The sequence below is a fragment of the Nocardia pseudobrasiliensis NBRC 108224 genome, assembly GCF_001613105.1.
Classification (GTDB): Bacteria; Actinomycetota; Actinomycetes; order Mycobacteriales; family Mycobacteriaceae; genus Nocardia; species Nocardia pseudobrasiliensis.
The window spans coordinates 134,220-145,574 of sequence record NZ_BDBS01000033.1; the positions used below are offsets into that span (position 1 = coordinate 134,220).

Genomic DNA, 11,355 nt, shown 5'->3' on the forward strand with positions numbered 1-11,355 from the left:
GGACCGAACTGGGGACTACCAAACCGAAATGTGCACACGTCTGTGGATAATCTGGGGACAGTTCACCCGCTGTTGTGCAGGCCCTGTGTACTACCTGGGGAAAAGGTAGGTCACATCAATGATTCCCACTGATAGCGGGCCATTTTCGAAGCTATCCACCTGTGGATCGATAACGCCTCGGCGTGTCGTTCAAGATGAACAGCCGGGCGTGTTGGGTTAACAGTGCTCTCTCCGGTTATGGCGTGGATCACAATACGGGTGGTCGGTTCCGAAAATTGTCCCCAAACCATCCCGAACTGGGGCTAATTCCGTGACCACCGCGTTCGCGTTGACGGCGCTACCTCGAAGCGACAAGAGAGCTAATCGATAGCTATTTGTTCGGAAGCGCAGCCGAAGGCCACCCTCGGGATGTTCGAGGGTGGCCTTCGGCGAATTCGCTAGGGCAGCGCCGTCACTCGGCGGCGACGACCTGCAGGTCGACCTTGGCGGCGACGTCGGGGTGCAGATGCACCACGATGCCGTGCTTGCCGGTGGTCTTGATATGCGACTTCGGCAGCTCGATGCTGCGCTTGTCGACGACCGGGCCGCCGGCGGTCTTGATGGCGCCCGCGACATCGGCCGAGGTGACCGAGCCGAACAGCTTGCCGGTGCCGGCGGTCTTCACCGACAGCGACACGCCCGTCAGGCCCTCGATGGCCTGCTTGAGCTCGTTGGCGTGGTCCAGGTCGCGCACGCGGCGGGCGTCCTGCGCCCGGCGGATGCCCTCGACCTGCTTCTGCGCGCCCTTGGTGGCGGGAATCGCCAGGCCGCGCGGCAGCAGGAAGTTACGGCCGTAACCGTCCTTGACCTCGACGGTGTCGCCGGGGGCACCGAGGTTGTCCACATCAGCGGTAAGAATCAGCTTCATCGTGTGCCTCCCGTTCTCAGCGAGCCGTGGACACGTACGGCAGCAGCGCTACCTCGCGGCTGTTCTTCACCGCGACGGCGATGTCGCGCTGGTGCTGCACGCAGTTGCCGGTGACGCGACGGGCACGAATCTTGCCGCGGTCACTGACGTACTTGCGCAGCAGTGCCGTGTCCTTGTAGTCGATGTTGACCGTGCCGGTCTTGCTTTCCTTGCAGAACGTGCACGCCTTCTTCTTCAGCACCTTTTCGCGCGCCGGTGCTTTGGCCATTGTCTTACTCCGTAATGCCTGGGAGCCGTGCGTGGCTCCTGGTGAAAGCCGTTGTCTAGAACGGCGGTTCGTCGTCCATGCCGCCCCCGAAGGAGCCAGCCGCGGGGGCGCTGCCCCAGGGGTCGTCGCCGGCGTTCTGTCCGCCGCGACCACCGCCGCTGGGAGCGTTGTTGAAACCCCCACCACCACCGGAGTTACCGCCGCCGCCGAAGCCGCCGCCACCACCGCCACGGGTGGTTTTGTTGACCTTGGCGGTGGCATACCGCAGGGAGGGACCGACCTCGTCGACCTCGAGTTCGACGACCGTGCGCTTCTCACCCTCGCGGGTTTCGTAGGAGCGCTGCTTGAGTCGTCCACTCACGATCACGCGAGAGCCTCGGGTCAGGCTCTCGGCGACATTTTCCGCAGCTTCACGCCAGATGTTGCAGCGCAGGAAGAGGGCCTCGCCGTCTTTCCATTCATTGCTGTTCCGATCGAACACGCGGGGTGTCGACGCGACGGTGAAATTCGCCACCGCCGCTCCCGCGGGCGTGAATCGAAGCTCCGGATCGGCCGTCAAATTTCCGATGACGGTGATGACCGTGTCGCCTGCCATGGTTCCTCCTGGTCTCCGGTGCAGTCCGCATGCACTCGCTCGGTTGCGCTAGAGCCTAGAGACAGGCACCGACGACTACGAGTGTTGATGCGGGGAGAGGGGATTACTTCTTGTCGCGCCGCAGCACCTTGGTGCGCAGCACGGACTCGTTCAGCCCCAGCTGACGGTCGAGCTCGCTCACGGTGTCGGACTCGGCGGTCAGATCGACGACCGCGTAGATGCCTTCACTCTGCTTGGCGATCTCGTAGGCCAGACGACGGCGGCCCCAGATATCGACCTTGTCGACCTTGCCACCCTGCTGGGAGACCACACCAAGCATCTTGTCCAGGTTCGGACCGACGGTGCGCTCGTCCAGGGTCGGATCGAGGATGACCATCACTTCGTAATGACGCACGGGAACCCATCACCTCCTGTGGACTGGAAACGGCCCACGGACGGTCCGTGGGCAGGAGGGTCGTTGCGTCAGCAACCCGACAAGGCTACATGAACGGCCCCCCACCAGCGAAATCGATCTCCACCGTGGAGGAATGCCGGCATCGATGGGGTAACCCACTTATCGTGGTGCCCATGCCGAACCGACCCGTCGCCGATGTCGCCGTGGGCCGGATCGCCGCCGTCACCGCGACCGTGCTGTGCGGGGTGACGTTGGTGTTCGCCTACCTCAACAAGGCTCGCTGCGCGGGTGGCCCGTTTACGGCCGACGGCCGCAGCGAGCTGTTCGACCATGTCAAGGATGCCCGGGTCTGCTACTCCGACATCCAGTACCTGTGGCTGGGTCGCGATATCAACGAGCACGTATTCCCCTATATCAACGGCGGCATCACTCCCGACGGCACGCTGACCGGCGGGGCCGTGGAGTATCCGGTGCTCAGCGGGCTCCTGATGTGGCTCGGCGCGAGCGGCGCCCACGACGACGCGGCCTTCCTGCTGCATTCGGCGCTGTTACTCGCGCCGTTCGCGCTGCTGACGGCGTGGCTGCTGGGACGGATGTCGGGTGCGGCCGCACTGCTGTGGGCCGCGGGGCCGCCGCTGGTGCTCTACGCCTTCCACAATTGGGAACTGCCCGTGGTGTGCACATCGGTGGCGGCGGTGTACGTGGTCACGGCGCTGCACCGATATTCGTTGCGCACCAGAGGAATCGCGGCGGCGGTGCTGCTGGGGATCGGATTCTGCCTGAAGTTGTATCCGGGCATCTTCGTACTGCCGCTGGCGCTGTACGTGCTGGTCGGTGAGGGTGGCCGGAGCCGCGGGCGGCGCTATGACGTGGGTGGCGCGCTGTCCGTGCTGGGCGCGGCGGTGGCCACGGTCGTGGCGATCAATCTGCCGTTCGCGCTGGCCGGATACGAGGGCTGGCGGGCCTCGATCACCTTCCAGCAGTTGCGCCAGGCCGACATCACCACCAATTCGATCTGGTACTGGGGACTTCGGCCGATGTTCGGCTCCTCGCCCGCCAGTGAGGCGTCGTTCCAGGAGGTGGTGTCGGCCGCGTCGCCGATGCTGGTGCTGGGATCGTTCGCGCTGGCGATCTGGCTGGGCTGGCGGCGATTGCAGATCACCGGCCTGTTCCCCTGGGTCGGGGTGAGCGGGGCGATGCTGTGCGGATTCCTGCTGTTCCACAAGGTGCATTCGCCGCAGTACACGCTGTGGCTTATCCCGTTCCTGGTGCTGCTCGAGGTGCCGTGGTCCGCGGTCGGCTGCTATCTGCTGGCCGATGCGGCGATCGGTATCGGGGTGTTCCGATATTTCTACGCGCTCGGCATGGGCTATCCGGCGGAGCTGGAGGAGCGCATCGTGGAATTCGGGGTGTGGGGACGCGCGCTGCTGCTGGTGCTGCTGTTCTTCGCCTTCGTCCGCGCCCGGCCGCGCGGGCGACGCGGTGCGCGGCGTCCGGTCGAACCGGAGCGGACCGGCGAATTGGTCTCGGTCGCTTCCTGATTCAGCGCTCGCCGCGCGCCGCCTGGATCACACCGTCGAGCACCTCGCGGGTCCGATGCAAATCCCTGATACTGGCGTCGATCCGATCCCGTTCGGCGGCAAGGGTTTCGGTCAGCAGGGGCGTGGCCAGCTCACTGGGCGAGCCGTCGGAATCGCGGATGCACGGCAGCAGCTCCGCCAAGGTGCGACTGTGCAGGCCCGCGGCGAACATCTCCTGGATGCGAATCACCCGATCCACCGCCGACTCCGGATATTCGCGCTGCCCGCCTCCGCTGCGGGTGGCCGCGAGCAATCCCTGAGCCTCGTAATAGCGCAGCGAGCGCACACTTACACCGGTGCGTTGGGCCAGCTCACCGATCCGCACGACATCTCTCCTTGCATCTGACATTGATGTCAGGTTCTACCGTACGCCCATGTTGCTGCTCACCGAATTCCGCGCCGATCACCTCGCCCTGCCGAATCGGGTGGTGATGTCGCCCATGACCCGTCTGCGCTCGCTGCCCGACGGTTCGCCCACCGCCGATGTCGTGGACTACTACGTCCAGCGCGCCGAGGCGGGACTCATTGTCACCGAGGGCATCTGGCCGCACAGCTCCGGTCAGAGCGAGGCCTGGGTGCCCGGCCTGCAGACCGAGGCGCATGTGACGGCCTGGCGTCGGGTGACCGAGGCCGTACACGCCGCGGGCGGGCGCATCTTCGCCCAGCTCATGCACGGCGGGCGCAAGGGACATCCGCTGGCCCGCATCGATGGCACGCTGCCCGCGGGACCGTCGGCGGTCTCCGACGAGGATGTGCTGCATCTGATCGATGGCGGTAAGGCGCGTTCGCTCACCCCCCGGGCCATGACCCGCGTCGATATCGCCGCCGCGGTCGAGCATTACGCGGCCGCGGCCCGCAATGCGATGGCCGCCGGATTCGACGGCGTCGAAATCCATGCTGCCAACAGCTATCTGGTCCATCAATTCCTGGCCGACAACACCAATCTGCGCACCGACGAATACGGCGGTTCGATCGTCGGCCGGATGCGATTCGCCCTCGAGGTCACCGATGCCGTTGTGGCGCAAGTTGGTTCGCGGCGCACCGCGATCCGGCTCTCGCCGGGTAATCCGCAGTTCGATATGCGCGAGGCCGATCCGGCGCCGCTGTACCGCGCATTGGTGACCGAATTGAATCGCCGCGATCTCGCCTATCTGCATCTAACCGACAACGATGACTATCCCGCTCTGGCGGATCTGCGCCCGCGCTGGTCGGGTCCGCTGATCGCGAATGTGGGGGAGAACCGCGACGCGACCGACGCGGCCGCCGCCGAACGGACGCTGCGCGCCGGGAACGCCGATCTGGTGTCGTTCGGCCGCGCGTTCATCGCCAATCCCGATCTGGTGCAGCGGATCACCCACGGACATCCGCTGGCATCGATTCGCGAGAACGTTCTGTACGGCCGTACCGCCGAGGGCTACACCGATTACCCGGTATGGTCGACGGATTCGGTGCGCAATGGTTCGGCGGCCTGATTCGGTGCAGAGCGCAAATATCCGGCGACATGGGATGTTTCGGGCAATCACGCGAAACGGAGGCCCGAAACACACCGGCTGATCGTAATTCGGCACGGATGCCGCTACGCTGCCGGACTATGACCCTGATCTCATCGGAGGCGGAGTTCGACGCCGACGCGACCGCCGTGGAGCGCCGCCGTCGACCTGCCTGGATTCAGCGGGTTATCGACTTTCGCCCCGGCACGTTGCATGCGTCGGCGATCGTTTCCTGTGTGGTGGCCTACAAATCGTTCGAGATGTCCTACGCCGCACTACACAACCTGGCCATTCGCAATCTTGTCTCGCCAGACCTGGCCGCGAACGTCCCGATAGTGACCGATGGGCTAATGGTTGGATCCATCATTGCCACGGCCTCGTTCCGCAAGGGCGGACTGGGCTGGTGGTACGCCACTCTGCTGTTCGTGCTGTCGACGTTGCTGTCGGTGGTGGGAAATATCGAGTACGCCCGCGAGATCGGCGGCGACTACGTGTCGATCGGTATTTACGCCGGAATGCCGATGACGATGATGTTCGCGGTTCATCTGACGCTGATGCTGTGGAGTCGGCGTGCCGACCGCAGGCCGCACAAGGCAGTTGCCGCATCCGTCGTCGTGCCCGCGATCGTCGCCGCACCGCCCGCGCAGATCGAAACGGCCGAAGAATCCGTGTCGGAGCCGGTGGAATTCTCGGTGCCGGATATGTTCGACATGTCCGACCTGCCAACGGAACCCGAGCGCAAACCCGTTTCAGGGCCGTTCATCGCCGCCGAGCTCACCGAGCCGAATCGGTTCGCGCCCGTGACGAATCATCGCCCGCTCGTCCATCTCGGTGATCGCTAGTACCCGTACAGTCCGTCCGAACTCGACCGATGGAGCCGACACATGTCGTCAAGCGTTGGGCAGTACCAGGATATGGGTCAGTACCGTGAATTGGCCGGCCGCTTGGCATCATTGATGCAGGCCGGACCGGAGCGCGCCGGGGCGTTGAATCAGCTCATCGAGGCGGTCGCGAATCCGCAGATGTTCACCGACATGCTGATCGCCTACGCCGGTCGCTGGTTCAACGAGACCGGCGGCGCGTCGGTGCTGCTCGGACCCGAGATGTTCTGGGCCCTGTCCGCGCCCGACGCGCCCACCGGAAATTCGATCGCCGCGGAAATGGCCGCCTACGCGGAAATCAGTGGCGGCGAGCGCAATCGGAAGATGCTGCTGATCTGCCTGCTCGAACATCTCGCGCAGAATCAGTGGCAGGCGGCCACCGCGGGCCTGTCCGAACCGCGGATCGTGACCAACGGGCTGGTCTGAACTCAGTGCCAGCGCGCCAGTAGCCGATTGGTCTCGGTGGTCAGCGCCGCCTGCAGGAATGGGCCGAAACTGACCCGGGCGACGCCGAGTTCGGCGAATCCGGCGCGGTCGCCCTGATCCGGCAGCGCGATCGAATTGACCGGCAGCGGCAGTTCGGCGCACAGGCGGCGCAGCGTCTCGGGATCGTGGCGGCCGACCGGATACAGCACGTCGGCGCCCGCCTCGGCCGCCAGGCGCAGCCGTTCGACGGCCCGCTCGAATCGGTCCGCGGCATCGCCGATCTGGCGCAGGAACAGATCGGTGCGGGCGTTGACGACCACGTGCACCCCGGTGGCGTCGGCGGCCCGGCGCAGCTCACCGACGAATTCGGCGTGTTCGGCCGCCTCGCGCAACCGCCCGCCCTCGCTGTGCACGGTGTCCTCGATATTCAGCCCGACCGCGCCCGCCTCGAGCAGGCCCTCGATCAACTGCGTCGGCTTCAGTCCGTAACCGGATTCGATATCCACGGAGACGGGAATGTCCACGGCCGCGGTGATTTCGCGAATGCGGCCCATCGATTCGGCGAAGGACATCCCCTCCGCATCGGCCTTGCCCAGCGAATCGGCGAGCGGATGGCTGCCGACCGTCAGGGCCGCGAAACCGGCCTCCTGGACCAATTTGGCCGACCAGGCGTCCCATACCGTCGGCAGGATCGCCGGATCGCCGGGGCGGTGCAATGCGAGGAATGCGGTGGCCTTGTCGCTGAGTGCGGTCATGATTCGATCCTCGCCTACCCGACCGGGACCGCGCCAGGGCCGGTCGTGGAGTCCCGGGGCGCGAGCTTGGGGCGCAGCGGACCGGGCAGCCACGGCAGCAGCGGATCGGTGGCGTTGTTCAGGAAGCCGCCGACCGGATCGTCGACGCCGTCGCGGCGGACCGGATCCTCGGCGGGGCGGTAGATCTGCCGCACGATCAGCACGCACAGTCCGAGCACCGCCAGATCGCGCAGTACGACCGTGCCGGTGAACCACTGCTCGGGCACGCCCTTCTTATCGATGCCGAGGTAGTAGTACATCCGCGGGAACCACACCAGTGCGTCGATCGTCATCCACGCCAACAGGATTCGCCGATGCGGCAGCGCCAGCACCGCAAGCGGCACCAGCCACAGCGAATACTGCGGGCTCCACACCTTGTTGGTCAGCAGGAACGCCGCCACCACCAGGAAGCCCAACTGGGCCACCCGCGGTCGCCGGGGCGCGGTCAGGCCGATATAGGCGATCGCGGCGCAGGCCAGTGCGAACAGCAGCAGCGAGACCGCGTTGAGTAAGGCCGGGGCTTCGGAGGAGGCCAGCGGCCCGTCGAAACCCTGCCACCCCGTGAACGAGGTGATCACGTTGTAGATCGAATCCGGATCGGCATGCCGCTCGGTATTGAGCCGGAAGAACTCCATCCAGCCGTCGTGGAAGGGCGCGGCGATGGGCAGATTCACCAGCAGCCAGGTCAGCGCGGCCGAGACCACGGCCGCTCCGGCCGCGCGGGTCGGTCGGTTCCGCGCACCGTCGAGATATTCCCGCAGGCCCGCCAGCCGCCCGCCCGGATGGCGCAGATGTTCCCACAGCGCGGGCACCCGCTGCCGATCGTCGGTGCGCAGGCACAGCACCACGATCGGCCCGAGCAGCAGCAGCGGATACAGCTTCGCCGCCCCGCCCAGGCCCAGCAGCACACCCGCGAGCACCGGCCGCCGTCGCGACCACGCCAGCAGGCCGGTGGCCGCGAAAGCCGTTGCCAGCGCGTCGAAATTGGTGAACACATGCACCAGCACCAGCGGCGACAGCGCCACCAGCGCGGCGTCCCAGATCCGTCGCCCGGACAGCTGGGTCGAGGCCCACACCGTCACCAGCCACGCCATGGCCAGGCCGAACACCACGACATTGAAATAGACCACGACCGGCAGCGCCCCGGGCAGGCGCAGGTTCTGCCACACATTGGCGACCTCCATGGCCAGCCACTGGTACAGCCCCGACAGCACCGGATATTCCATATAGCGGGTCTGCGGTTTGCCGTCGGAGCCGAATTCGGTCCACTGCTTCTTGTAGGGGAACGCGCCCTCGTTGAGGTGTTCGGCGCCGAACAGCGGGACGGTGTCGGAATAGCACATCGCCACGTACTGGCGGCCGTTGTTCCAGTCGAGGGTGAGATTGCCGTTGCCGTCGCTGGTCTGCTGGATACAACCGGCCTTACCCGCCCAGCCCAACGCCAGGAACACCACGGCGAAGGCCAGCATGATCCGCAGCGGCGTCCAGAAGCGGGTGCGGCCGATCAGCGCGTGATGACCGACCGGACCGCCCGCGATCGTGGACAACTGGGCGGTCAGCGAGTCGGTGCGGCTCGGCTTGTCCCGCCGGTCGGCCGATCGCAGATCGGGCGCCAGCGGCGCCGGAGACGTGGATCCGGTTGGAATCTCCCGCATTTCGTCCCCGGCGTCCGCATTCGTCGCCATGCGCTGCTCGATCACGGCACCAGACGCTACCGCCGTCCGGCGTTACCGTCTCCCCCGCCGGTACTCGGTCGACCATTACCGCCGGTCCCGCCGGATTGTCCGGTCGTCGGCTGGGTGCCGTCGGCCGGGGCGACCGGCTGGCCGGGCAGCGGTCCGGAGTCCGGCTGCTGCTGTTGGGCCTGCGGCTGCTGGCGCTGCGGCGAATTCGGATTGGGCGCCAGGCCCGGCACCGGGATGCGCACGCCCGGGAACACCTCGACCTCGGTCTGGGTCGGGATCACCGGCGGCACGAACTCCTGCTGGGTGGTCGAGGGCGGGGTGTAGGCCGCGGTCCAGGAGGGGACACCGGCCTGTCCGGCGATCGGCTCCGGCTTCGGGAACGTCTCGTTCTTCGTATTCTTCAGGGCGTTGTCCATGGTGGACTTCCAGATGTCCGACGGCAGGCCCGAACCGTAGATCGCCGCGCCGTTGGCATTGACCAGTCGTTCGGTGCCGCTTTCGGTGCCGACCCAGACAGCCGTCGACAGCGACGGCGTGAATCCGACCATCCAGGCGTCACGGTTGCCGTTGGCATCACCGCCCGCGCCGAGCTGCGCGGTACCGGTCTTGGCGGCGGATTCGCGACCACCGGCCAGGCCGTGGCTGCGCGAGGACTGCGCGATCGGCTTCATCGCGTCGATCAGGTTGCTGGTGACCGCGGAGGACACCCGCTGCTCGCCGGCGACATTGCCGCGGTCGAGCAGGACCTGATGGTCGGCGGTTTCGACCTTCGTCACGAAATGCGGCTTGTGGTAGACGCCGTTGGCGGCGATGGTCGCGTAGGCCGAGGCCATGTACAGCGGCGGAACCGCGTACTTGCCCAGCACGATGCCGGTATCCGGCGGGCCGCCGTTCTCGGTGAGCGATTTGCCCTCCTGGCCCGGAATCTGATCCGGAATACCCATCTTGTGCGCCATATCGGCGATCTTCTGCGGGCCGGTGGCCTCGCCCATATCCAGCTCCATGCGATAGAAGCTGGTGTTGAGCGACAGTTTGAGCGCCTGGGCGATGGTGCAGGTGCCGCAGGCCTCGCCCTCGACGTTGGTGATCTTGATGCCGCGGTAGTCCAGCGGCGAGCTGTCGTACATGGTCGACAGCGGCTTACCGCTCTCGAGGTTGGCCGCCAGGCCGAACACCTTGAACGACGAACCGGGTTGCACGCCGGAGGAATTGGCGAAGTCGAAGCCGACGCCGTTGTCACCGCCGTAATACGCCTTCACCGCACCGGTTTTCGGATCGATCGACACCACGCCGGTGCGCAGCTTGTCCGGCTCGCCGTCCATATTCTTCTTGACGGCGTTGACGGCGGCCTGCTGGGCCGTCGGATCGATCGTGGTGGTGATCGTCAGGCCCTCCTGATTCACCTGGGTGTCGGAGATGCCCGCCTCGGACAGCTCCTTCATGACCTGCCGCTTGATCAGACCCTCCGGGCCGTTGCCCGAGGACGGATCCGAATCGTTCGAACCGGACGGCTTCACCTCGGGGTACACCATCTTGGTGCGTTCCGCGGCGGGCAGGTTGCCCATCTCGACCATGCCGTTGAGCACGTAGTTCCAGCGCGCCTCGGCGCCCTTCGGATTGTTCTCCGGATCCAGGCCGTAGGGCTGCTGAATCGTGGCGGCCAGCACCGCGCCCTCCTGGACCGTGAGGTCCTGGACCTTCTTGCCGAAGTAGGCGTGCGAGGCCGCGTCGATACCGAAGGTGCCGCGGCCGAAGGGAATCGTATTGAGGTAGGCGGTGAGGATGTCGTCCTTACTCCACTGCCGCGCCATCTTGGCCGAGATCACCAGCTCGCGCATCTTGCGCGACAGCGAGTGCTGATTGCCGACCATCGCGTTCTTGACGTACTGCTGGGTGATGGTCGAGCCACCGCCCGCGCTCTCGCGGCCGAGCAGGTTGTCGCGCAGCGCGCGGGCGAAGCCGGAGATGGAGAAGCCCGGGTTGGTGTAGAACGAGCGGTCCTCGGCGGCGATCACGGCATTGCGCACATGCGGCGGAATATCGTTGATCGTCACATCGGACCGATTGCCCTGCGGCGGAACAATTTTGCTGATGACCGTGTTGCCGTCGGCGGCGAGCACCGTGGCGACCTGATTGGTTTTGAGGTCACCGGGTTTGGGTACCGACACAGTGGTGTACGCCACCAGGAAGGTCGCGCTGGGCACCACGATGGCCAATGCGATCAGCACATAGATCACGCGACGAACGATGCGCCACGGCGATTTCTTCTTCGCCGTGGTCTGCGGCTTACGGCCGCCGGGACCGCCCGGACCGCCGCTGCCGCCGCCTCGACGCG

Annotated in this window: 12 protein-coding genes; 4 read left to right on the forward strand and 8 right to left on the reverse strand. The window is 66.1% G+C overall.

The features are described from left to right. Positions 1-451: 451 nt before the first annotated feature. The 4 genes from rplI to rpsF all read right to left on the reverse strand — a co-directional run bounded on the left by rplI (position 452) and on the right by rpsF (position 2,164). Positions 452-907, reverse strand: a complete 456-nt coding sequence (gene rplI, locus NP4_RS25720) for a 50S ribosomal protein L9 (RefSeq protein WP_062510877.1) — start codon at positions 905-907, stop codon at positions 452-454. Positions 908-923: 16 nt separating this feature from the next. Then, positions 924-1,175 (reverse strand): 30S ribosomal protein S18, encoded by a 252-nt coding sequence (gene rpsR, locus NP4_RS25725; RefSeq protein ID WP_068002859.1) that lies wholly within the window; start codon positions 1,173-1,175, stop codon positions 924-926. 55 nt (positions 1,176-1,230) lie between these two features. Further along, positions 1,231-1,770: a single-stranded DNA-binding protein gene (locus tag NP4_RS25730; RefSeq protein ID WP_062510875.1), complete on the reverse strand. Its 540-nt coding sequence runs from the start codon at positions 1,768-1,770 to the stop codon at positions 1,231-1,233. Positions 1,771-1,873: 103 nt separating this feature from the next. Continuing rightward, complete coding sequence (gene rpsF, locus NP4_RS25735) at positions 1,874-2,164, reverse strand: 30S ribosomal protein S6 (RefSeq protein WP_062510874.1); 291 nt, start codon at positions 2,162-2,164, stop codon at positions 1,874-1,876. Positions 2,165-2,337: 173 nt separating this feature from the next. Between rpsF and NP4_RS25740 the strand changes: the two genes are divergently transcribed. Then, entirely contained in the window at positions 2,338-3,705 is a 1,368-nt protein-coding gene (locus NP4_RS25740) for a glycosyltransferase family protein (RefSeq protein ID WP_068002861.1), read from the forward strand. Between the two features lies 1 nt (position 3,706). Here the strand turns inward: NP4_RS25740 and NP4_RS25745 are convergent, their stop codons facing one another. Beyond that, positions 3,707-4,069: a MerR family transcriptional regulator gene (locus tag NP4_RS25745; protein ID WP_068002865.1), complete on the reverse strand. Its 363-nt coding sequence runs from the start codon at positions 4,067-4,069 to the stop codon at positions 3,707-3,709. Positions 4,070-4,118: 49 nt separating this feature from the next. Between NP4_RS25745 and NP4_RS25750 the strand changes: the two genes are divergently transcribed. From NP4_RS25750 to NP4_RS25760, 3 genes are all read left to right on the forward strand, one after another. After that, positions 4,119-5,216 carry an alkene reductase gene (locus NP4_RS25750; protein WP_068002868.1) on the forward strand — a complete coding sequence of 366 codons (1,098 nt, stop codon included), beginning with the start codon at positions 4,119-4,121 and terminating at the stop codon, positions 5,214-5,216. A 119-nt stretch (positions 5,217-5,335) separates the two neighbouring features. Next, positions 5,336-6,076: a DUF2637 domain-containing protein gene (locus tag NP4_RS25755; RefSeq protein ID WP_068002872.1), complete on the forward strand. Its 741-nt coding sequence runs from the start codon at positions 5,336-5,338 to the stop codon at positions 6,074-6,076. A 42-nt stretch (positions 6,077-6,118) separates the two neighbouring features. Further along, positions 6,119-6,541, forward strand: a complete 423-nt coding sequence (locus NP4_RS25760; protein ID WP_068002875.1) for a hypothetical protein — start codon at positions 6,119-6,121, stop codon at positions 6,539-6,541. A gap of 2 nt (positions 6,542-6,543) precedes the next feature. Here NP4_RS25760 and NP4_RS25765 read toward each other — a convergent pair whose 3' ends face one another. From NP4_RS25765 to NP4_RS25775, 3 genes are all read right to left on the reverse strand, one after another. After that, positions 6,544-7,296, reverse strand: a complete 753-nt coding sequence (locus NP4_RS25765; protein WP_068002877.1) for an isocitrate lyase/PEP mutase family protein — start codon at positions 7,294-7,296, stop codon at positions 6,544-6,546. Positions 7,297-7,310: 14 nt separating this feature from the next. Then, positions 7,311-9,020: a glycosyltransferase family 87 protein gene (locus NP4_RS25770; protein ID WP_068002880.1), complete on the reverse strand. Its 1,710-nt coding sequence runs from the start codon at positions 9,018-9,020 to the stop codon at positions 7,311-7,313. A gap of 26 nt (positions 9,021-9,046) precedes the next feature. Next, on the reverse strand, positions 9,047-11,355 hold a 2,309-nt coding region (locus tag NP4_RS25775), incomplete at its 5' end, for a transglycosylase domain-containing protein (protein ID WP_303755882.1).